The following is a 20,415-nucleotide window of genomic DNA, read 5'->3' on the forward strand; positions in this document are numbered from 1 at the left end:
AGCGAGGCGAGGGGGTTGGTGCTTTCCTTCTCTCATTGGAGAAACACAGTGCACGAGCGTGTGCTTTTCGGAGCTGCGTACTATCACGAATACCAACCCGACGACCGGCTCGAACGGGACCTCGACCTGATGGCCGAGGCGAAGTTCTCGGTGATCCGGGTCGGCGAGTCGGTGTGGTCGACCTGGGAGCCGGAGAACGGCCGCTTCGACCTGGACTGGTTGCAGCCGGTCCTCGACGGCGCCCATGCGCGCGGCATCGCCGTACTGCTGGGCACCCCGACGTACGCCGTGCCGCCGTGGCTGGCCCGGCTGTACCCGGAGATCGCGGGTGAACGGAAGACCGGCCGGCCGATCGGGTGGGGTGCGCGGCAGGAGGTGGACTTCACGCACCCCGGATTCCGGTTCCACGCCGAGCGGGTGATCCGGAGGATCGTCGAGCGGTACGCCGGCCATCCGGCCGTCACGGGGTTCCAGGTCGACAACGAGCCGGGCAACGAGCTGCTCCACAACCACGGGGTGTTCCAGCGATTCGTGGACAGCCTGCGGCACCGGTACGGCGACGTACAGACGCTCAACGACGAGTGGGGCCTGGTGTACTGGTCGCACCGGCTGTCGGACTGGGCGGACCTGTGGACACCGGACGGCAACGTGCAACCTCAGTACGACGTCGCGTGGCGGCAGTTCCAGGCCGACCAGACCACGGAGTTCATCGCCTGGCAGGCCGGCATCGTCCGCGAGTACGCGCGGCCGGAGCAGTTCGTCACGACCTGCATCTCCTACGACCGGCCGGCCATGGCGGACGACGATCTGGTACGGCAGCTCGACGTGACGGCCGGCAACCCGTACTACGCGATGCAGGACGGCTTGCTCCACCCGCAGACCCGGCACACGTCGCAGGGCTGGACGACCAACGGCACCTGGGCGCTGTACCTCAGCGCGGACCGCATGTACTCGTCCCAGCAGCGACCGTTCCTCGTCACGGAGACGAACGCGCAGTCCATCGGCTACCCCTGGGACAACCGGCCGGCGTACGACGGGCAGTGGCGCCAGGCTGCGTGGGCACTCGTATCGCGGGGTGCCGCGATGATCGAGTACTGGCACTGGCACACGCTGCACTTCGGCGCGGAGACGTACTGGGGTGGAGTGTTGCCGCACAACGGCCGCCCGGGCCGCACCTACCGCGAGATCGCCCGCATCGGCGCCGAACTCGAGGCTGCCGGGTCACTCGTGACCGGTCTGACGCCGGACAGCGACGTGACGATGCTGTACTCGTTGCCGAGCAAGTGGCTCATGCAGAAGTACCCGCCGCTCTCCCACGACGACGGCAGCCCGGACCACCGGTCGTACCAGAGTCTCTTCGATCCCTTCTACCGTGGGGCTTTCGACGCAGGGCTGCAGGTGCGCATCCTGCACACGAGCCAGTTCACCGGCTCGGCCGAGGACCACCCCGTGCTCGTCGTACCAGGGCTGTATCTCGCGGACGACAAGCTGTTGGCCGGACTGGTCGAGTACGCCGAGTCGGGCGGCCACCTGGTCGTCGGACCGCGCACCGGGTACGCCGACCACGAGTCGCGCGCCCGCACCGACGTACAACCCGCCGGACTCGCAGCCGCGGCCGGAGTGTCGTACGACGAGTACAGCAACCTCACCGCGGAGGTGAGGGTTGTGGGACTCGGAGACGACGCAGCTGCCACCCGGTGGGTCGACGGGCTTCAAGTCGAGGGCGCCGAGGTACTGGCGACCTACGACCATCCACACTTCGGGCGATGGCCCGCGATCACCACACGGGCCTGCGGTGCCGGCCGGATCACCTATGTCGGCACCGTTCCGAACCCGGCGCTGGCCGCTGCGCTGTTCCGGTGGATCCGGCCGAGCGCGTGGAGCGATCTGCCGAGCAGCGTGACGATCAGCTCCGCGACCAACGCCGACGGCCGGCGGCTCCGCTTCATCCACAACTGGTCGTGGGACTCCGTCAGCATCGACCTGCCGGCCGGGGCTCACGACGTACTCGCCGGCACCCCGGTGGACGACAAGCTCGACCTCGGCCCGTGGGACGTACGGGTGCTCCTGGATCAGTAGCCGTAGCCGCCGCCTGACGAGCTGGACGGCGCCTGGGAGGGAGCAGCGGCCGTGGTCGTCGCGGCGTGCCAGGTGAAGCTCATGCCGGAGAACGAGTCGGTGACGTTGTTGCCCTGCGCCTTGCCGGCGCCGTTGTCCAGTTTGAAGGTGTAGAGCGGTTTGCCCTGGAAGGTGAGCTGGTCAGCGCCGGTGTCGGAGCGCTTCGTCACGGCCAGCCCGGTCACCGACTTCGCGTCGGCGGCGGTGCCGGTGGCAGGCGTCCAGAAGCTCAGGCAGTTGCTCGTGCACTTGATCGTCCCACCGGCTTCCTGGTCGGCGAAGTACAGCGTCTTGCCGGCCGAGTCGACCAGCGCCTGACCGACGCCGCTCACGTTCTGGACCGACACCGCCGCACCTGCCGCAGCTCCGCCGGTGCTCGCTTGGGAGCTGTCGCCACCACCGCACGCGGTCAGCGTGCCCAGTGCGGCTACGGTTGCTCCTAGCAACAATATTGTGGTTTTCATCGGAACATCTCCTCTCACCGGCAGATACGCGCGATACCGGCGAGCGGTTCAGTTGAACCTTCTACGGCTCCTGTGCGTAGTCCCTGGATGTGGATGACGACACGGTGATCCGCACGTTGTACGACAAGTACCGGCGGCCGCTCTACGGCTATGTCCTGCGCTCGGTGGGCGGCGACCGTCAGTATGCCGAGGACATCGTGCAGGAGACGATGGCGCGCGCCTGGACGCACGCGGCGGAGCTGGACCCGGACCGGGCCGGGCGCTGGCTGTTCACGGTCGCGCGCAACCTGGTCATCTCCGGGCACCGCAAACAGGCCGCCCGGGTGACGGAGGTACCGATCGACGACCGCGAGTTCGCAGCGCTCGGCGACGACATCGACCACGTGCTGCAGGTCTGGCAGGTGATCGAGGTCATGCGCGGGCTGAGCCACGACCACCGGCAGGTGATCGTCGAGCTGTTCTACCGGCGGCGGACCGTCAACGAGGCGGCGGTGGTGCTCGGTGTGCCGCCGGGGACGGTGAAGTCGCGGAGCTACTACGCGCTGCACGCGTTGCGGGCGGCGCTGGAGGAACGAGGAGTGACCGGCTCATGACGTGCCCGCAGACGATATCGGTCGGCGCCTACGTGCTGGGTGCGCTGGAGGCATCCGAGCGGCGCGCGACCGAGGAGCACCTCGCGAGCTGTACGACCTGCCGCGAGACGCTGTTGCAGTTCGCCCACCTCCCGGGGCTGCTGCACGCCGTACCGGTCGAGGACATCGAGGCGGACCAGCCGGAGCCCGCGCCGCTCCTGCTCACCAAGAAGAAGCCGCCGAGGCGCCGCTGGGTGCTGGCGGCTGCGTCGGCCGCCGCGGTCAGTGGTCTGGTCAGCTGGGGCCTGGTGACAGCTCCCGCCTCGGCCACCTGGACCGCAACCGACGGCGTCGGCGGTATCGACACCACTGCGAGGCTGACCAGCCACGGCTGGGGTACGGACATCCAGTTGCGGCTGAAGGATCTGCAGCCTGACGAGCACTGCATGCTGATCGTCCACAGCCGCGACGGAACAACCGAGACGGCGGGCTGGTGGGCCTCCAACGGCAGCTACCAGGCCCGCGTTCCGGCCAGCACGTCCATCCCCCTGCAGAACATCACCAGTCTCCAGGTGGTGACGGCCGGGGACACCGTACTGAGCACGGTGTCCCCGACGTCCCACTGATTCACCAGCTGTTGTTGGAGATTCCGGTGCCCAGGACGACCTGGTCGTAGGTGTTGCCGTCGTTGTCGTCGGTGTAGGCGACCGCAACCTCGGCGAACGGCGACACTGCGACCGTCATCTGCTCCTGCCGGCCAATGGTCGCGGAGCTCAGCTGCTGCGACGAGAGCCGACCGGCGTCTGTGCCGTCGGTGCCGAAGCCTCGGAGCCACACGTCGAGGTCGGTGGCCTGGACCGTCCAGCCCACCACGGTCTGCGCCTGGTCGTCGATCCCGATCGACGGTGTGATGCCGGCGGCCGCGACCTGTACGTCGGCGTACCGGGCCGTGCCCGCTGAGTCGAACGAGCGCGTTGCGAGCGCAGTACCGGTCTGCCACGCGACCGCGAAGTCGCCGTTGAAGTTGGCCGCCACAGCTGCCTGTGTCTGCTGCCCGGTGGTCGTGGCGTTCGCGACGCGGCGAGAGAGGGTGGCTGCGCCGTTGGTCCGGCCCAGCCGGATCAGTCCGACGTTGTAGTCGCCGTTGGCGTCACCGTCCTCGTCCCAGACCACGACTGCATCACCGGACGCCGACACGGCCACGTCCGGGTTGTGGTGCTGGCCAGTGGTCTGCGAGGCCGTGACCTCCCACGCGCGCGTGGTCGGCCCGGTATAGCCGGCTGCCTTCACAGTGGCCGGCGTACCGGTCTGGATGTCCTCCCAGACCACAGTGAACGCAACCGCTGCAGTGGAGGGTGCGCCATCCGGGTCCACGGCAACCCGCGGATTGATCTGCTGACCGGTGGCACTGGTGTTGGCGTTGCCGGACGCCGCCACGGTGCCCGCGGTGTTCACCACCCGGTACGGGATGTTGTAGTACCCATTCCCGTCCGGGTCGTCCTGCCACACCACGACCGCGTTGCCCTTGTCATCGAGGCCGACGTCCGGGTGCAGGTGCCGCCAGGTGGTGACTCCGCTGTCGCCACCGGCAGACAGCTTCTTCTCGTACACCGAGGTGCCGTTGTGGAACAGCCGCAGGAAGATGTCACTGTGAACGTTGTCGGTCGCGTTGTCGGTGTCGCGGTCGTCCTCCCAGACGACGGCCACGTAACCGTTGCGGTTGATGGCGACGGACGCGTTGTCCTGGTCGCCGGTTGACACACTGTTCGCCGTGACCCACGTCGGCGCGGCAACGTGCGCGTCGGCGGGAGCGGCCGCGAAGGTCAGAGCAGTAACCGCAAGCGCGGTAACAAGTAGCGTCTTCATGAGTCACACCGCCTGCAGTCCGGGCTGGCCCTCTTCGACGACGAACGACTTCACTGTCGCGGCAGCGGCGCCGTGCTCGGACACCTTTGCCACGTTGCGGAAGTCGGCTCGCATCTCGGTCGGGCTGACCGTGGCGCGGACGTAGCCGCGCCGGTTGTTGTAGAACTTCAGCCACGGGTTCGTGCCGACGTCGGGCACGGTCGTGGACCCGTCGCCGTCACCGCTCGAGGTCACCGAACTGGTGACGAGCTCGGTGCCGATGGTGGCCGAGTTCGCGTTGTTGTAGTCGGCCTTGATGTCGTTCGCCCACGCCCGGTGCACATCCCCGGTGAGTACGACGGGGTTGCGGACCGACCGGTCGACCCAGCCCTGCTGGATCCGCGCCCGCGAAGCGCGGTACCCGTCCCAGGAGTCCATGCTGGCGCCGGTCGAGTTGAACCGGCGGGCGAAGAACACCTGCTGGCCGATGATGTCCCACGTACCGAGGTGCTGCCCCAGACCGTCCAGCAGCCAGGTCTCCTGCGGGTTGCCCGGCAGACTGCGGCTGGCCAGATCGGCGTCCGAGCACAGCTTCCAGCCGTCGCCACAGGCCTGGTCGTTGCGGTACTGCCGGGTGTCGAGCATGTGGAAGGTCGCCAGACTCCCCCAGCGCAGGCGCCGGTAGAGCTGGATGCTGTTGCCGCTGTTCACCTGAGCAGGCCGCAGCGGCATGTTCTCGTAGTACGCCTGGTACGCCGCCGATCGCCGCGCGGTCCACTGCGCCGCGGTCAGCGCCGGGGTGTTGTTCTCGCGCACCGTACCGGCGTAGTTGTTCTCCACCTCGTGGTCGTCCGGTACGACGATCCACGGCGCGACCGCGTGCGCGGCCTGCAGGTCCGGGTCCGTCTTGTACTGCGCGTAGCGGCGGCGGTAGTCCGCGAGCGACACGATCTCGCTGCCGAGGTGAAGCCGCGGGCGGCCCGCGGTCGCACCGTACTCGTAGATGTAGTCACCGAGGTGCAGGATGACGCCCGGGTTCTCCTCGGCCATCCGGCGGTAGACAGTGAAGTAGCCCTCCTCGTAGTGCGAGCAGGAGGTGAAGGCCATCACCAGGTCCCGTCCGGTGGCACCGACGGCCGGAGTGGTGCGGGTCCGGCCGACGGGCGAGACGTGGCCCTGGGCACGGAATCGGTAGAAGTAGTCGGAGTCCGGATTCAGGCCGCCGGCGATGGCGTGCACCGAGTGCGCAGCGGCGTATTGGGCGGTGACCGTGCCGAAGGCGACCAGCGTGCTGAAGGTGTCGGTGGTCGACACCTGCCAGTCCACGGGGACGTCGACGTTCGCCATCCCGCCCTGGCCGTCGGCGTTGGTCGGCGACGGGGCCAGGCGGGTCCACAGCACGACGCTGTTCGCATCCGGCTCCCCGGAGGCGATGCCGAGCTGGAACGGGTACGGGACGGCGGCTGTAGCGGTGATCACGGACGACTGGGCGGCTGACGGGATGACCGGCAGGGCGCCGGCACCGGCCGCGGCGAGTCCGCCGAGAACAAGGGTCCTACGACTGATTGGGCTCATGAGCCTCACCTTCACGGGTACTCAGGGCGGCAGGCCCCCGGAACGGTCGAACGACGGGTGACCATTCGGGAACCTTGAGTGTGTGCGGTGTTTCATGCCCATGATTGCGCAGCTCTCGTAACTTTCCTACAGCATGAGGATGAGCAAAACCGCGGCAGGAATGCCTTCCATGAGCGCGTTCAGCCACAGCCGCCGCTCCGACACGACCAGCACGACGGCCATCAGCGTGTGCTGCGCCGCGGTGAAGGTCACCAGCGCCCCGCCCGCCGACTCGTGACCGTTCGCCGCGAGGATCACGCCGATCACCAGGGCGGCCGCGGTCGACAGGTTGTACCAACCCATGTTCACCGTCCACATCCGGACCGCGTCGAGGTCCTCGCGCTTGATCAGGAACAGCCGGTAGAGCTTGGGATTGCGGTACAGCAACGCCTCCATCACGAACACCCAGACGAGCACGACGGCGATGAAGATCGCCAGCACCTGCGCGGCCGTGCTCATGAGAAGACCCGGACGGTGAGGAACTTCGCGGCCGGCGTCAGCACCGTGAAGGTGTTGAGGGTGCCGAGCGGGATGCTGATCGACGAGCCCGGGCCGAGGTCGTATCCCTGGTCGCCTGCCTGGACGAGGATCCGGCCGTGCAGGACGTAGAACGCCTTGCTGCACGGCTCGGTCCGGGGCGGGGCCGGCTCGCCGCGCGGTGCGTCGACCTCGAACAGCTCGTACCGGCCGTCGGTGTGTTCCGTGCCGATCTTCACCGTCACGAGGGCGTCGGAATCGGCGTACTCGACGCCGGTTCCGGGACTGCTCAGATGGATTGATTCACTCATAGCGGCGACGGTAAGAACTGCCTGCCGGTCCCGACATCCCGTCGGAAAGGGCTCCGCGACGCAGCGGAACCCCCACATTTCCGGGATAGGCGGGCCCGGTCCGGCGGCGCATACTGGCCGCATGTGGGAGGGCCGGGCGCGGGCCGCGCGCCGGGACATCGCGGCACTGGCGACGTCAGGGATGGGCGTCGCCGAACTGCACGCGGCCGCGATCGAGGTGGTCGAGGGGGTCGTCGGCAGCGAGCTGACCTGCTGGGCCGGCCTGGATCCGGGCACGCTCGTGATCAGTTCGATGACGAGTGGGCAGGCGCGCATCCCCTCGGAGTACGAGCCGCGGCTGGCCGAGACGGAGTACGCCGGAAGCGTGCCGAACTCGTTCGCCGAGCTGGCCCGCAGCGACCGCCGGGTCGCGCGGATCTCGGACCTGCCGTACCGCGACGTCGTCGGGCACCGCCGGCTGAACGAGGTGTGGCGGCCGCTCGGGATCGAGCACGAGGTGCGGACGACGTTCACCGTCGACGGGGACTGCTGGGGCGCGGCCGGGTTCGTCCGGAGCGGGCCGGACTTCAGCGATCGGGAGCTGGAGTTCCTCGGGTCGGTGGCGCCGGTGATCGGTGCGGCGACCCGGGTCGCCGTACGGACCGATGCGCACGGGTACCGCGGAGGGGTCGGCCCGTCGATCGTCGTCACCGGACCGAACGGCGAACCGCGGGCCATCACCGCGGCCGCCCGGACCTGGCAGGACGAGCTGAACGAGATCGCGCCCGGGCGGTTCGACGTACTGCTGCGGGCGGTCGTCACCGGTGCCCGGGCGGCGTCCGGCGGGACGTTCCAGGCCCGGGTGCAGACGGCGTCCGGTGGATGGGTCGTGTTGCAAGGCAGCCGACTGCTCGGGGACAGCGACGACGAGGTCGTGGTCACGATCGAGCCGGCGTCCGGTCACCACCTCGTCGGCATGCTGCTGGCGGCGTACGGCCTGACCACGCGGGAACGGGAGATCTGCCTGGAGGTCATCTCCGGGCACACCACCACCGACATCGCCGATCGGCTGTCGATCTCGCCGCACACGATCCAGGACCACCTGAAGTCTGCGTTCGCCAAGGTCGGCGTCCGCAGTCGAGGTGAACTCGTTGCGACGCTACGGCCGGAGGATCTGACCGTCAGGCCGGTGTGAGCTGCTTGCGGTACGTCCCCGGCGGTACGCCGAAGTCGCGCTTGAACGCCTTCGCGAACGCGAACTCCGACGTGTAGCCGATCTCCTTCGCCACCGTCGCGAGCGGACGATCGTGATCGCGCAACAGCCGCGCCGCCGTCGTCATCCGCCAACGCGACACGCCGCCGAGCTGGCGAAGCAGCCGGGCGGGGACGTTGCCTACAACAACGTCCCCGCCGGGACGCGCTGCGGATCCTGCTCGGGGCCGGGTTGCCGATCCTTTAGGCCTTCAAAAGGCTGTGCTGTTCGCCGAGGCCGTCGGCCCAGACCCGGAGTTTGTCGCCCGCGCGCAGGAATCTCGGCGGCTTCTGGCCTGCGCCGACGCCGGCGGGCGTGCCGGTGCTGATCACGTCACCGGGGTACAGCGTCATGAACTGCGAGATGTAGTGGACCAGGTGCGCGACGCCGAAGATCATGTTCGCCGTCGAACCGTCCTGCAGGGTCTCGCCGTTCACGTCCAGCCCGAGTCTGATCGCCTGCGGATCTCCCACCTCGTCCGCGGTCAGGATCCACGGGCCGAGCGGGCAGAACGTCGCCGAGTTCTTCCCCTTGTCCCACTGCCCGCCGCGCTCGAGCTGGAAATGCCGCTCGGACACGTCATTGGCGAGCACGTACCCGGCGACGTGATCGAGTGCTTCCGCTTCAGAGCTCAGGTATGCCGCGGTCCGGCCGATCACGACGCCGAGCTCGACCTCCCAGTCGGTCTTCTCGCTGCCACGCGGAATGATGATCGCGTCGCGCGCACCGACCACGGTGTCCGGCGCCTTCATGAACAGGATCGGCTCGGCCGGAGCCTCCTGCCCGCCCTCAGCGGCGTGGTCGGCGTAGTTCAGTCCGACGCACACGATCTTCCCGGGATTCAGCGGCGCCGCGAGGTTCACGGCCTCGAAGTCGATGGCCGACTCCGCCGAGTCCGCCGAGTCCGCGCGTTCACGCCACCGGTCCAGGTCGAACGGCTCAGCGGCGCCCGGCAACGGTCTCACCCGGCCATCGTCGTCGAGTACGGCGTCGCGCAGACCGTCGTCGGTACGGATCCGGAGCAATCTCACTTGTTCCTCCAACCAGAGTTCTTCGCCCAGTTCAGGTATGCGATACCCAATGCGTGCGAGCCTTGCACCGGGACGAGCTGGACGGCGTCGTACACGCGCAGGGACTGCTGATAGACCAGCAGATCCTGCTCGGCGTACGAACCCCATCGTGCGCACTGCACCGCGTTGGCGGGTACGGCGTCGCCCGTCCCGTCGATCCGGTACCACACCTCGGTCGCGGACCGGATGAGCTTCTGCGTGAACGTGTGGGTGAACCGGAGGATGTCCGTGGCCGGTCCACCGTCGATCCCCGCGTCGTACGCCGCATGCACGAACTCGGTGCTGATCGCCGCGTGGCTGAGGTCCTCGATCTGCTTCGCCGCCGGGTACGACGGGGTGTACTCCGAGATCCCTGCGGTCTTCGCGTACCCGGCGTACAGCTCGCTGTACGGCGGCCAGTAGGTCCACACGTACGCCTCGCCGACGAGCCGGAGCGCGGGCTCGTAGGCCTTCAACATCTGCAGCACCCGGGTCCGGTAACGCGGCTGCTTCGTCACCCGGAAAAGCTCGACGAGGACGTGACCGATGCCCTGGCTCTGGTTGTACGGCTGGATCGTCCCGTCGAACGGGATCGGCGCACCCTTCGGCCACACGTAGTCGCCGGTCCCGTCCGGTCGCGAGACCCATTCCGAGTCGTGGAACGCAACGGCAGCGGTGGCCGCGTCGAGAACCTCCCGCGCGAACTTGTGGTGCCGCCCGAGCTTCGCCGAGCCGAGCACCATCCGGGCGTAGCGCGCCAGCGGGAACGCGATCATCCCGGTGTGCACCGCGAAGACGTAGTACTGCGGCTGGAAGGTGATCGTGGCCGCTGCCGGTGCGGGCGCCGCTGTGGGAGTGGCGCGGAGATCGACCGCGGTCCACCGGAGCGCGGCGGTGTAGGCGTTGTTGACCGCTGTCACGACGTACGTCGGCGCGGCGGGATCGAGGCTGACGCCGGGCAGCGTGACGACCGCGGTCGTGGCCGGGTTGCGGAGGATCAGGTCGAAGTTGCTACCGGCAACGTTCGCTACCTCGGCGGTCGACTCGGCCGATCGGGTCCCGGCCCAGCGGACCTGGATCGCCGGCTTGCCGTCCCCGTCAGGGACAACGCCGTGCCCGGCGGTGTAGTTGCCCGCCGTACGCCACACCTTGCCGGACCGGCCGGCGTAGTCCTTCACCTGGCGGGCGTGGTCGGTGGTCTTCATCAGGTGCCGGGCGCGGTCCTCGAACGTACGCAGGTAGCGCTCGTCCTGGTAGGCCTCGTACATCCGCAGGAGGCCGAGCAGGAAGTAGGACTCGCCCCAGGCGTACAGACCGGCCTCGTTGTCCTGGGCGTTGGAGGCGAGGTAGCCGGCCTGCGCGACGTCGAAGGCGGCGGCCGAGTCGTAGACGAGTGGATCAGCGGACGCCGAGAGAGCCGGCAGGCCGGCCCAGGCGGCGATCCCGCCGGCGGTGGCGCCGAGGATGAGTGTGCGGCGATTGAGGGCAGGGTTCAGGGCAGGGTTCACGGGTGGCCTCACAGGTGGACGGAGTGGGCGGCTCAGCCTTTGACTGCACCGCCCATGCTGTTGAGAATGCGTTTCTGCAGCAGGAGGAAGACGATGATCACCGGGACCAGGGAGATCACGGTGCCGGCGGCGAGGCCACGTACGTCGGTGCCGGCGACGCCGCTCAGATAGGCGATCCCGAGTGCGATCGGGAATTTCGACTGGCTGGTCAGTACGACCAGCGGCCAGATGAAGCTGTTCCAGACCGAGACGAAGCCGAGGATCGCCAGTACGGCGAGCGTCGGCGCGACGATCGGCACGCAGATCCGCCAGAAGATCGCGAACTCGTTCGCGCCGTCGACCCGGGCCGCCTCGATGATCTCGTCCGGGATCTGCGAGAACGCCTGACGGAGCAGGAAGATCCCGAGCGAGGACAGGATGGCGGGCAGGATCACCGCCGCGAACGTGTCGGTCAGGCCGAGCTGACTCATCACCAGGAAGCGCGGGATCAGCATCAGCTCGCCGGGCAGGAACATGATCGACAGGAACAGCATGAAGAACACCCCGCGACCGCGGAACGCGATCCTGGCCAGCGGGTACGCCGTCAGCGCGGAGATCACGAGGTAGATCGGGACGGTGATGCCGACGTAGATCACCGAGTTCACCAGGAACCGCGCGTACGGGATCGTCGTCCACGCCTCGCGGAACCAGTCGGCGACCGGCGGCCGCGGGATCAGGTCCGGCGGGAAGCCGAACACGTCCTGGCTGGCCGGCTTGGTCGCCGAACTGAGCAGGATCAGGAACGGCCCGATGAACAACGCCGCCACCGCGATCAGCAGGACGTAGAGACCAACGCGGCGCGCGCTGACCCGGGGCTTGTTCCGGTACAAACGCCGCGCCATCAGACGTCCCTCCGTCGAGTCACCAGGAGGTTGAAGCCGGCCAGCACGAGCATGATCGCCCAGAGCAGCAGGCCGACCGCGCTGGCGTACCCCATGTCGTAGTCCTGGAAGGCTTTCGACCAGATGTAGTAGCCCAGGGTGAGGGTCGAATCGAGCGGCCCGCCGCGGGTCAGCACGTAGACCGACTCGAACGCGCGCATCGCCTCGAGCATGCTGAGCACGAGCGTCACAGCGAACGTCGGCCGCAGCGACGGTACGACGACATGCCGCAGCCGCTGCCACGCGTTCGCGCCGTCGATCGTCGCGGCCTCGACCTGGTCGGACGGCACGGCCTGCAGACCGGCCAGGTAGATCATCATGAACAGGCCGGCGTTCTTCCACGCCTCCAGCAGGACGACGGTCGGCAGCGCCCAGTGCCGGTCGAGGAGGAAGTCGATCGGCCCGGCGCCGAACAGGCCGAGAAGCCAGTTCACGACGCCTTCCCGGTTGAAGACGTACCGCCAGGCGACCGCCACCGCGACCATCGAGGTGACGACCGGCAGGTAGTAGAGCATCCGGAACGCCTGGATCGCGCGGAGCTTCAGGTTCACCAGCATCGCCAGGAACAGTGGCGCGATCACGGTCAGCGGCAGGAACATCAGCACGAAGAGCAGCGAGTTCCGCAGCGCGATCCAGACCCGCGGGTCGTGGCCCAGGGCGACGAAGTTGTCGAGCCCGGTGAAGCGCACCGGATGGACGATGTCGTAGTCGGAGAACGCGAGCTGGATCGCGATCACGGCCGGCCAGGCGAACATCGCGGCGTAGAACAGCAGCCCGGGCAGCATGAACACGTACGGCGTGTACCAGTGCTGACCGACCACGCGACCACGCAGACCCGGCATACCACTCCTCGTGTCTGAAACCCGTCTTTCAGAATCCCGGTTGTCCGGAACCGTAACGCACTCGCGCAGTCGTCGGAAGCGCTAACTCACAGAAATTTCTGGACTCTTCCGTTGACGCGAGCCTATCGATGCCGAACACTGTGGTGTCTGTAAGCCAGGTTTAGGACATTCCGTTCTGAGGAGCCACCGATGGCCCGATCCCTGCTCAGGCACCTTGCGGTGGTTGCCGCACTCGCTCTCGCGCTGACCGGCTGCGTGTCCGGCAGTCCGGCCGGCGGTGACGAACCGAAACAGCAGTCCAGCGACGCGTACTCCGGCGACGTCGAGTGGTGGACGATCAACCTGCAGAAGAACTACGGGCCGGACATCCAGAAGTGGATCGACGCGTACCAGAAGGACCATCCGAAGGTCCACATCAACTGGGTGGACGTGCCCGGGGCGGACATCACCACCAAGCTGCTGGCCGCGATCGCCAGCGGCAAGGTGCCGGACGTCGTCAACTTCACCTCGGCGACCACCGGGCTGTTCGCCGGGTCGATGGCCGATCTGAGCTCGCTGTTCAGCCAGGACGACGTCGCCGCCTACCTGCCCAACCTGGCCGACCCCTTGGTTGTCGACGGCAAGCGCATCGCGATCCCCTGGTACAACGGCGGGACGTCGCTGTCGTTCTACAACAAGGATCTGCTGGCCAAGGCCGGCTTCGACCCGGCCAAGCCGCCGAAGACGTACGACGACGCGCTCACGCTGGCGAAGACGTACCACGACGCGACCGGCAAGTCCGCGACCAACTTCATGGCGTACTCGAGCGTGGTGCAGGCCGACGGCATCAAGCTGCTGTCGGACGACGGGAAGACGGCCGCCTTCAACACGCCGGAGACGCTCGCGCTGCTGGAGAAGTTCAAGCCGCTGTTCGCCTCCGGCGCGATCGCGCCCGGAAGCCTCAGTGAGAACCCGCGGGACCTGCCGCAGTCGCTGGAGAACAAGCTGATCGCGTTCAACCCGGCAGCCGTGTCCAGCTCGCTGCTGAACGTCGAGAAGAACGCGCCGGCGGTCTACTCGTCCATCGTGGTGGGTCCGCCGGTGACTGGAACCGACGGCAAGTACTACATGTCCGGCCAGCAGGTGATGGGGATCCCGGCGAAGTCGGACAACCAGGCCGCGGCCGCGGCGTGGCTCAAGTACGTCGCCGCGCCGGAACAGCAGCTCGCGCTGTGCAAGCTCGTGCCGATCTACCCGTCGTCGGTGAAGGCGCTGGCCGACCCGTTCTTCACCCAGATCTCCGGGAACACCCCGGCCGACCAGGCCCGCAAGATCCTGGTCGACACGTTCAAGACCAGCGTGGACGCGTCGATGGGCTCCGGGAACGACGAGCAGCTGCGACAGCTGTTCGACGACCAGATCCGCGCGTACATGTCGGGTACCAAGTCGGCGAAGCAGGCACTGGACGACGCCGAGAAGGCGTGGAACGACACCTTGGCGAAGGGTAAGTGAGAGTGCGAACGGGAGACAGCGTGCTACGGATCGGGATCGTCGGGGCCGGGATCATGGGGCGGGGCAACGCGTTGTCGTTGTCCGGCCGGGCCGACGCCGAGATCACAGCGGTGACGAGCCGCTCGGCGGACTCGGCCGGTCGACTGGCCGACGAGATCGCCGAGCGGGGTGCGCCCCGCCCGACGATCCACCCCGACCTCGGGGCGCTGCTCGCCGACGAGGCGGTGGATGCCGTCGTACTCACCACTCCGGACCACGTGCACGGCGAGATGATGGTGCGTGCCGCGGAGGCCGGGAAGCACATCCTGGTCGAGAAGCCGATGACCACCTCGGTCGCGGAGGCCGACGCCGCGGTGAAGGCGATCCGCGAGAACGACGTGATCGCGATGTGCCTGTTCAACCACCGCTGGGTCCCGCCGTACGCCCAGGCGTACGAGCTGCTCGCGGATCTCGGCGAGGCCGCGGTCGCGTACGCGCGCAAGGACGACACGATCTTCGTGCCGACCGAGATGCTGTCCTGGGCCGACCGCACGACGTGCGCGTGGTTCCTGTCCAGCCACGACATCGATCTGGTCTCGTGGCTGCTCCGCGATCGGGTGCGCCGGGTCTACGCGACTGCCCGCTGGGGCAAGCTGCGTTCGCTCGGCATCGACACCCCGGACGCGATCCAGATCCAGGCGGAGTACTCGCGCGGCGCGGTCGCGACGTTCGAGTCGGCCTGGATCTATCCGAACACGTTCCCGACCACTGTCGACTCGTATGTCGCGGTGATCACCGACAACGGCGTCGTACAGCTGGACCGGCAGAAGGAGAGCGTCGTACTGGCGCGCCCGGAGGGGTACAGCTACCCGCGGAACATGCTGCAGCGCGTCATGCACGGCATCCCGGCCGGCGCGTACGCCGATGCGATCGCGCACTGGGTCGACTGCTGCCGGACCGGCCGGCAGCCGTTGATCACGATCGAGAGCAGTCGCGACGTCACCGCCGTGCTGGAGGCCGCGCACCTGTCGATCGAGACCCGCCAGCCGGTCGACGTCTCGCCCGGGGTCGCATGAGTACGGGGCCCGAGAAGCCGCGGCACATCGACGGGCGGATCAACCAGATCGGTACGGACGACCTGCTGAAGGCGTTCGGATCTCCGGCGGAGGATCTCGCCGGGCTCCGCGCTTTCGTCGGCTCTCGGCTCCAGCCTCCGGCCTGGCCGTTGCCGGACTCCGACACTCCATCTGATGCCGTGCTCGAGGCCGCAGCGCCGTTGCTCGACGGCGTGGACGTCACCGGACAGGGACTCGGCCGGTCACAGCGGTACGGCTTCCACTACCTCGGCTGGTTGAAGCCTGGCGTCGATGCCTGGTTGCTGACCGGTGATGACCGCTATCTGCAGGCGTTCGAGCGGCATCTGGACGAGTGGGTGTCGCTGCGCGACTCGGTGACCGGTGAGTGGCCGGGGCTCGACGTCATCTGGTACTCCCTGGGGACATGGGCACGCTGCCGGAACCTGCTGCCGACCCTGGAGGTGCTGACCCCGTCACCATTGTCCGACCGGGTCTGGGGCCGCTTGGTCGCCACGCTGGTCGGTGGAGCGCGCTGGGCGTACGACGAGCATGACGTCTTCCGGCACGGGAACTGGCAGCTGGTGTGCGCGACCGAGCTGCTGCATATCAGCGCCGTACTGCCGTCACTCGTGGAGTCGGCGGCGTGGGCATCGCGGGGACGCGATCGGATCCAGGAGCACCTGATGCTCGACGTCTATCCGGACGGCGGACACTACGAGCGGTCGCCCGGGTACCACGGCATGGTGCTCAGCGCGCTGCAGACGGCCGCGCGGGTCGACCCGGCGGTCGCGGGGCATCCACGGTTCGCCGCCATGCACACCTGGTTCCGTGAGCTGGTGTCATCCGGTGGATGGGTGCCGCATCTGCAGGACAGTGGGATCGTCTGGCCTGCTGCGATGCTGCGACGTGGGAGCACCCTGCTTGATCAGGCGGACGACGTGCAGTTGCCCTCAGCAACCGTATTGCCCGAGTCCGGGTACACGATCCTGCGGAGCGACGAGCTCCGGGCGGTGATCAACCACGGGCCGCACATCGAACACGAGCTGGAGTCGCATTCGCATCGCGCCGTCCTGGATCTGGTGCTGGACGGGTGGGGGCAACCGCTGTTGTGGGAGGCGGGTGGTCCGCCGAGCTACGACGATCCGGGGTACCTGACGTGGTACCAGTCGGGTCGCGGGCACAACACGGTCCTCGTGGATGATCTGGAGCTGTCGACGGATCGCGGGGTGTCGGTCGATCCGCTGGTCGACACCGGTCCGGTAGCGGTCTTCTCCGGTCGTCATCACGGCAACGGGCTGGAGCAGGCGCGCACGATCGCGATGGTGCGCGAGGAGCCGGCGTACGTCGTCGTGACGGACACCGCGGACGGACCGCACACCTTTCGCGCGCTGTGGCACGCACTCCACCCCTGGCAGCAAGTCGGGCCGCTCACCTACGACGCCGCCGATGCGGACCGCGGCCTCCTGCTACTCGAGACCGGTGACCCGAGCGTCACCACCGTGCAAACCACCGAGGGCGTCGCTCGCCACCCAGTCCTCGACCAGCAGACGGCTGAGTACGGCCCGCTGCATTCGCTCTCGCTGAGGCGTTCGAGCGGCGACTTCACCACCGTCCTGCTGCCACACACCGGCCCGGCGCCCACAGTCGCCGTCACCAGGACAGACGGCGAATTGGTGATCACCTGCGCATCCACGACCGACCGGATCGGCACCTCCACCTGGACCCGGTCCGTCGACGGACAGTTGTCCTGGGCAACCGGTTGGCGGGTGCGCGCGTTGGCTTCGCTTCTCCGCTCGACCGACAACGTCGACGCCCTGGTCAGGGTCGACGACGACCACCTGCACGTCGAGATCACCTGCTCAGGCCGTTGCGGCCTGTGGGTGCGTACGGCGGGCGAGCTCCGCCTGAACGGGATCATGATCGAGGCAACCGTCCAGGACGAGTGGGCTTACCTGACGCTGCCGTACGCCGGACCTTGGATCGTTGAGGAGGTGCGCGGTGAGTGACGAGGTGACGAGTGGGTGGTTCGACGCTCGGGTGATGACCGGAGCGCATCCGGCCAGTCTGCAGCCCCCGACGGACCGCGACGCGATTGCCGCGCATCTCGACCGGTTCGCGCTGGCCGGTGCGCTGGTCAGTGCGATGGCGTCCTGGCTGCACGATCCGATCGGCGGCAACGCGGAGGCCTCTGCGGTAGCACACAGCCTGGCCGATCGCGGCGTACTCGCCTGCTGGAGTGCGGTCCCGTCGACACCGGGCGAACTCGACTCACTGACAGCATTGGTGGACCGAGCTGTAGACGAAGGCGTCGCGGCCTTCCGCATCTACCCGATGTCGCACGGCTTCTCCCCCGGCCTGCTCGACGAGCTGTACGCCGGCCTGCAGACCAATCAGCTGCCTTTGTGCATCGACGCCGCCGAGATCAGCTGGCCGGACCTCACCACGATCGCGACCCGCTACCCGGAGCTCCCGATCATCCTGTCGAATCTCGGCTACCGGAAGCTCCGCGAGCTGTGGGCGGCACTTGATGGTCACACCAACATCTACGCCGACCTGGTCGACTTCGCCGCGCACCAAGGCGTCGAGTGGCTGGCCGCCAACGACCTCGCCGATCGGCTCCTGTTCGCGACCGCTTTCGGGCTGCGCGATCCGGGTGAGAGCGTCGTGCGGCTGGCGTGGTCCGGCCTCGACGACGCAATGGTCCGCCTGGTCGGTTCGGGTACCGCGAGCCGCCTGTTCCGCAGTACCGCGGGAGTCCGCTCATGATCGGGCGCCGGCCGACGCATCGGATCATCGACGTCCACGCGCATCTCGGCCCGTACTCGCTGTTCTTCATCCCCGAACCCGACGTCGCGACGATGGTCGCGGTGATGGACCGGACCGGCGCCGAGGTCACTGTCCTCTCGTCCAACCGCGCGATCCAGCAGGACGCCCACCTGGGCAACTCGCAATCGCTCGCCGCTGTCGACGCCTATCCGGATCGGATCGCGGCGTACGCGGTGATCAACCCTTGGCAGGATCCGGAGCGCGAGCTCGAGCGGCTCGCGGCCGACGAGCGGTTCGTCGGGATCAAGGTCCACCCGACGCTGCATCGCTACCCGGTCACCGGATCGCGGTACGCCGCGGTCTGGGAGTTCGCGGAGTCGACCGGCTGTCCCGTGCTCAGTCACTCCGAGCACCAGTCGCCGTACGACTCCCCGGCGATGTTCCAGACCGTCGCGGAGCGGTACCCGGGCGGACAGGTGATCCTCGGGCACGCCGGTATCACCCCGGCCGGCGTCGACGAGGCGATCGAGACCGCGAGCCGGTACGAGTCGCTCTGGCTCGAGGTGTGCGGCTCGCAGATGACCGGGCCGATGATCGGCTCGATGGTCGAGCAGGTGGGCAGCGGCCGGGTGCTGTTCGGCTCGGATTTCCCCTTCATCGACCAGCGCATGTCGCTGGGCCGGGTGGTGTGTGCGCCTTTGACCGAGAGTCAACGTCAAGATGTTCTCAGCGGGAACGCCCGCAAGCTGTTCCGGTGGCGACCGCTACCAGGAGAACGAGGGGTTGACGACGCGGATGAGTGACGAGACGCAGCCGGCCGAACCGCAGTCCGGCGAGCGGGTGCCCGCGGTGACTGTCGGGCTGTTCGGGCCACGTCGACTGGTGAAGACGATGGCCGAGGTCGCGCAGGAGGTCACGGAGCGGTCCGCGCACGGCGTACGGTTCCTCACCGGCGGGTACGACGACCAGTCCGACGCCGAGGAGCGGTACCTCCGGCTGCGCGACCGGATCGACTCCGCCGTGTTCCCCGGCCCGTGGGCGTTCGACCTGGCGACAACCGGCCACTGGCTCACCGTCCCGTCGACGCATCTCCCGCTGACCGGTGCCGCGCTGTACGCCGCGCTGCTGCGCGCCTCGCTCACGATCGAAGGCGTCGACCTGAGCCGGGTGAGCATCGACTCGCTCTCACTCGCCGACGTCACCGAGGCCTACGGCGAGATCGGCCTGGACACCGCACAGGTGTACGACGTCCCGTACGAGGGACCCGAGTCGGTCGAAGGCTTCGCTGCGTTCCACCGGAACAAGTGGGAGCGGCAGCACACCACGGTGGCGCTGACGACGATCCTGTCCGTGGAGCGAGAGCTGCGCGCGGACGGCGTACCGGTGATGCGGATCGCGCCGACGCGATCGAGTGTGCGGGATGCGTTGGAGACCGCCGTACTGCTCGGACAGGGCACGCGGATGGGAGCGCATCAGCTCGCCATGATCGCCGTGCAGGTCATCCCGTCAGGTGCGGAGTCCGGTGACTACTGGCAGCAGGAGCTGGCGCTGTCGACCCACCAGAAGCTGCTGTCCGAGGCACGCCAGGTCGGTGCGTCGGTGACGCGCCGGTCCGACACTCTGTTCCTCGTCACCACCACACACGGCGCTCTGGTCCGGCTGACCGAGCAGTTCACCGTTGCACCGTTCCTGAGTGCGCTGACGGCACAGCTCGGCGTACCGGTCGCCGTAGGTGCCGGCACTGGCCAGACCGCCCGTGCCGCTGAGGCAAACGCACTGATGGCTGTCGAGGATTCGGTCGCGGCCGGCGGCAAGGTCGCGGTGTACCTGGACGGTGGCAGCGACCGCCTGGACCTGGAGCCTGGGCCCGCAACAGCCGATGCCGCACCCGTCGAGAGCGCGCCGCTCGACCAGCGGGCGCTGGAGATCGTCACGTCGATCGCCTCCGCCATGAGTGCCACGCCTGGCCGGCAAGTGGTTGTCGACGTCGAGAGCGTCGCCGCCATCATGCAGGTCACCCAGCGCACCGGACGCCGCATGCTCAAAGAGCTGGTCGAGGCCGGCCTCGCGTGGCCGCTGCCGCCGGCCAGGTCGACCGGTGGCGGCCGTCCCCGCCAGCAGTTCCGCTTGCTGACCGAGAAGCTCGACTGAA

The 20,415-nt window shown here is 68.2% G+C and carries 20 protein-coding genes; 10 read left to right on the forward strand and 10 right to left on the reverse strand.

Annotated elements, in window-relative coordinates:
* The first annotated feature begins 48 nt into the window (after nt 1-48).
* Nucleotides 49-2,079 (forward strand): beta-galactosidase, encoded by a 2,031-nt coding sequence (locus tag ACIA58_RS17095; protein WP_396404607.1) that lies wholly within the window; start codon nt 49-51, stop codon nt 2,077-2,079.
* On the opposite strand, the gene ACIA58_RS17100 is transcribed toward ACIA58_RS17095, so the two are convergent.
* Nucleotides 2,073-2,582: a hypothetical protein gene (locus ACIA58_RS17100; RefSeq protein ID WP_396404608.1), complete on the reverse strand. Its 510-nt coding sequence runs from the start codon at nt 2,580-2,582 to the stop codon at nt 2,073-2,075. The genes ACIA58_RS17095 and ACIA58_RS17100 overlap by 7 nt on opposite strands.
* Nucleotides 2,583-2,671: 89 nt before the next feature.
* Here ACIA58_RS17100 and ACIA58_RS17105 point away from each other — a divergent pair, with 89 nt between their 5' ends.
* Entirely contained in the window at nt 2,672-3,175 is a 504-nt protein-coding gene (locus ACIA58_RS17105) for a sigma-70 family RNA polymerase sigma factor (protein WP_396404609.1), read from the forward strand.
* Complete coding sequence (locus ACIA58_RS17110) at nt 3,172-3,780, forward strand: anti-sigma factor family protein (protein ID WP_396404610.1); 609 nt, start codon at nt 3,172-3,174, stop codon at nt 3,778-3,780. The genes ACIA58_RS17105 and ACIA58_RS17110 overlap by 4 nt, the downstream gene beginning before the upstream one ends.
* Before the next feature lies 1 nt (nt 3,781).
* On the opposite strand, the gene ACIA58_RS17115 is transcribed toward ACIA58_RS17110, so the two are convergent.
* The 4 genes from ACIA58_RS17115 to ACIA58_RS17130 all read right to left on the reverse strand — a co-directional run bounded on the left by ACIA58_RS17115 (nt 3,782) and on the right by ACIA58_RS17130 (nt 7,401).
* Nucleotides 3,782-5,020, reverse strand: coding sequence for a hypothetical protein (locus tag ACIA58_RS17115; RefSeq protein WP_396404611.1), 1,239 nt, complete (start codon nt 5,018-5,020; stop codon nt 3,782-3,784).
* A 3-nt stretch (nt 5,021-5,023) separates the two neighbouring features.
* Nucleotides 5,024-6,574, reverse strand: coding sequence for an alkaline phosphatase D family protein (locus tag ACIA58_RS17120; RefSeq protein WP_396404612.1), 1,551 nt, complete (start codon nt 6,572-6,574; stop codon nt 5,024-5,026).
* 126 nt (nt 6,575-6,700) lie between these two features.
* Entirely contained in the window at nt 6,701-7,072 is a 372-nt protein-coding gene (locus ACIA58_RS17125) for a DUF1304 family protein (protein ID WP_396404613.1), read from the reverse strand.
* Nucleotides 7,069-7,401, reverse strand: coding sequence for a hypothetical protein (locus tag ACIA58_RS17130; RefSeq protein ID WP_396404614.1), 333 nt, complete (start codon nt 7,399-7,401; stop codon nt 7,069-7,071). Before ACIA58_RS17130 ends, ACIA58_RS17125 begins: the two co-directional genes overlap by 4 nt.
* Before the next feature lie 121 nt (nt 7,402-7,522).
* Between ACIA58_RS17130 and ACIA58_RS17135 the strand changes: the two genes are divergently transcribed.
* Nucleotides 7,523-8,575, forward strand: coding sequence for a helix-turn-helix transcriptional regulator (locus tag ACIA58_RS17135; RefSeq protein ID WP_396404615.1), 1,053 nt, complete (start codon nt 7,523-7,525; stop codon nt 8,573-8,575).
* Here ACIA58_RS17135 and ACIA58_RS17140 read toward each other — a convergent pair.
* The 5 genes from ACIA58_RS17140 to ACIA58_RS17160 form a co-directional block, all read right to left on the reverse strand.
* Complete coding sequence (locus ACIA58_RS17140) at nt 8,562-8,720, reverse strand: helix-turn-helix domain-containing protein (protein ID WP_396404616.1); 159 nt, start codon at nt 8,718-8,720, stop codon at nt 8,562-8,564. The two genes, ACIA58_RS17135 and ACIA58_RS17140, sit on opposite strands and share 14 nt — an antisense overlap.
* Before the next feature lie 115 nt (nt 8,721-8,835).
* Nucleotides 8,836-9,663 (reverse strand): fumarylacetoacetate hydrolase family protein, encoded by an 828-nt coding sequence (locus ACIA58_RS17145; RefSeq protein ID WP_396404617.1) that lies wholly within the window; start codon nt 9,661-9,663, stop codon nt 8,836-8,838.
* Nucleotides 9,660-11,189: a hypothetical protein gene (locus ACIA58_RS17150; RefSeq protein WP_396404618.1), complete on the reverse strand. Its 1,530-nt coding sequence runs from the start codon at nt 11,187-11,189 to the stop codon at nt 9,660-9,662. Before ACIA58_RS17150 ends, ACIA58_RS17145 begins: the two co-directional genes overlap by 4 nt.
* A 32-nt stretch (nt 11,190-11,221) precedes the next feature.
* Nucleotides 11,222-12,070 (reverse strand): carbohydrate ABC transporter permease, encoded by an 849-nt coding sequence (locus tag ACIA58_RS17155; RefSeq protein WP_396404619.1) that lies wholly within the window; start codon nt 12,068-12,070, stop codon nt 11,222-11,224.
* A complete protein-coding gene (locus ACIA58_RS17160) occupies nt 12,070-12,951 on the reverse strand; it encodes a carbohydrate ABC transporter permease (protein ID WP_396404620.1) in 882 nt (293 codons plus the stop codon). The genes ACIA58_RS17155 and ACIA58_RS17160 overlap by 1 nt, the downstream gene beginning before the upstream one ends.
* Nucleotides 12,952-13,140: 189 nt before the next feature.
* Between ACIA58_RS17160 and ACIA58_RS17165 the strand changes: the two genes are divergently transcribed.
* From ACIA58_RS17165 to ACIA58_RS17190, 6 genes are read left to right on the forward strand one after another with little or no spacing between them, the layout of a single operon-like run.
* Entirely contained in the window at nt 13,141-14,442 is a 1,302-nt protein-coding gene (locus ACIA58_RS17165) for an ABC transporter substrate-binding protein (RefSeq protein ID WP_396404621.1), read from the forward strand.
* Nucleotides 14,443-14,462: 20 nt separating this feature from the next.
* Complete coding sequence (locus ACIA58_RS17170; RefSeq protein ID WP_396404622.1) at nt 14,463-15,497, forward strand: Gfo/Idh/MocA family protein; 1,035 nt, start codon at nt 14,463-14,465, stop codon at nt 15,495-15,497.
* Nucleotides 15,494-17,503, forward strand: a complete 2,010-nt coding sequence (locus tag ACIA58_RS17175) for a heparinase II/III family protein (protein WP_396404623.1) — start codon at nt 15,494-15,496, stop codon at nt 17,501-17,503. The genes ACIA58_RS17170 and ACIA58_RS17175 overlap by 4 nt, the downstream gene beginning before the upstream one ends.
* Complete coding sequence (locus tag ACIA58_RS17180; RefSeq protein WP_396404624.1) at nt 17,496-18,263, forward strand: amidohydrolase family protein; 768 nt, start codon at nt 17,496-17,498, stop codon at nt 18,261-18,263. The genes ACIA58_RS17175 and ACIA58_RS17180 overlap by 8 nt, the downstream gene beginning before the upstream one ends.
* Entirely contained in the window at nt 18,260-19,066 is an 807-nt protein-coding gene (locus ACIA58_RS17185) for an amidohydrolase family protein (RefSeq protein ID WP_396404625.1), read from the forward strand. The genes ACIA58_RS17180 and ACIA58_RS17185 overlap by 4 nt, the downstream gene beginning before the upstream one ends.
* Complete coding sequence (locus tag ACIA58_RS17190; protein ID WP_396404626.1) at nt 19,059-20,414, forward strand: hypothetical protein; 1,356 nt, start codon at nt 19,059-19,061, stop codon at nt 20,412-20,414. The genes ACIA58_RS17185 and ACIA58_RS17190 overlap by 8 nt, the downstream gene beginning before the upstream one ends.
* The last annotated feature ends 1 nt before the right edge of the window (nt 20,415 follow it).

It is taken from the genome of Kribbella sp. NPDC051586 (assembly GCF_044453965.1).
GTDB lineage: Bacteria > Actinomycetota > Actinomycetes > Propionibacteriales > Kribbellaceae > Kribbella.

Coding starts and splice junctions, on each gene's coding strand:
- ACIA58_RS17185 (WP_396404625.1), top strand. CDS start 18,260: ATGATCGGGCGCCGGCCGACGCATCGGATCATCGACGTCCACGCGCAT.
- ACIA58_RS17125 (WP_396404613.1), bottom strand. CDS start 7,072: ATGAGCACGGCCGCGCAGGTGCTGGCGATCTTCATCGCCGTCGTGCTC.
- ACIA58_RS17100 (WP_396404608.1), bottom strand. CDS start 2,582: ATGAAAACCACAATATTGTTGCTAGGAGCAACCGTAGCCGCACTGGGC.
- ACIA58_RS17165 (WP_396404621.1), top strand. CDS start 13,141: ATGGCCCGATCCCTGCTCAGGCACCTTGCGGTGGTTGCCGCACTCGCT.
- ACIA58_RS17190 (WP_396404626.1), top strand. CDS start 19,059: ATGAGTGACGAGACGCAGCCGGCCGAACCGCAGTCCGGCGAGCGGGTG.
- ACIA58_RS17130 (WP_396404614.1), bottom strand. CDS start 7,401: ATGAGTGAATCAATCCATCTGAGCAGTCCCGGAACCGGCGTCGAGTAC.
- ACIA58_RS17155 (WP_396404619.1), bottom strand. CDS start 12,070: ATGGCGCGGCGTTTGTACCGGAACAAGCCCCGGGTCAGCGCGCGCCGC.
- ACIA58_RS17175 (WP_396404623.1), top strand. CDS start 15,494: ATGAGTACGGGGCCCGAGAAGCCGCGGCACATCGACGGGCGGATCAAC.
- ACIA58_RS17110 (WP_396404610.1), top strand. CDS start 3,172: ATGACGTGCCCGCAGACGATATCGGTCGGCGCCTACGTGCTGGGTGCG.
- ACIA58_RS17135 (WP_396404615.1), top strand. CDS start 7,523: ATGTGGGAGGGCCGGGCGCGGGCCGCGCGCCGGGACATCGCGGCACTG.
- ACIA58_RS17120 (WP_396404612.1), bottom strand. CDS start 6,574: ATGAGCCCAATCAGTCGTAGGACCCTTGTTCTCGGCGGACTCGCCGCG.
- ACIA58_RS17160 (WP_396404620.1), bottom strand. CDS start 12,951: ATGCCGGGTCTGCGTGGTCGCGTGGTCGGTCAGCACTGGTACACGCCG.
- ACIA58_RS17115 (WP_396404611.1), bottom strand. CDS start 5,020: ATGAAGACGCTACTTGTTACCGCGCTTGCGGTTACTGCTCTGACCTTC.
- ACIA58_RS17140 (WP_396404616.1), bottom strand. CDS start 8,720: ATGACGACGGCGGCGCGGCTGTTGCGCGATCACGATCGTCCGCTCGCG.